Origin of the sequence: Sulfitobacter sp. CW3 (genome assembly GCF_019392245.1) — a bacterium.
Lineage (GTDB): Bacteria > Pseudomonadota > Alphaproteobacteria > Rhodobacterales > Rhodobacteraceae > Sulfitobacter.
In genome coordinates this window covers 1-270 of sequence record NZ_JAHXRL010000235.1, presented here as the reverse complement: position 1 = coordinate 270, position 270 = coordinate 1, and the positions used below count along the sequence as shown (strand labels likewise).

Here is a 270-nt window from a genome sequence, read left to right as displayed (position 1 = left end):
CTTGAATAAAAGTTTTTCAAGTATCCCTTTATGCTATCCAGAAATTCTATATCATTTCCAATCAGCAATATGTCATCCACATATAATATCAGAAATGCTACAGAGCTCCCACTCACTTTCTTGTAAATACAGGCTTCTCCGAAAGTCTGTATAAAACCAAATGCTTTGATCACACTATCAAAACGTTTATTCCAACTCCGAGAGGCTTGCACCAGTCCATAAATGGATCGCTGGAGATTGCACACTTTGTTAGATCCCTTTGGATCGACA

1 protein-coding gene is annotated in these 270 nt (G+C 37.8%); it reads right to left on the bottom strand.

Annotated features, from left to right (window positions below; all coding sequences use genetic code 11):
- The coding region (locus KZZ06_RS20895) for a reverse transcriptase domain-containing protein (protein ID WP_306664535.1) at positions 1-245 on the bottom strand (245 nt) is incomplete at its 3' end.
- Positions 246-270: the final 25 nt, after the last annotated feature.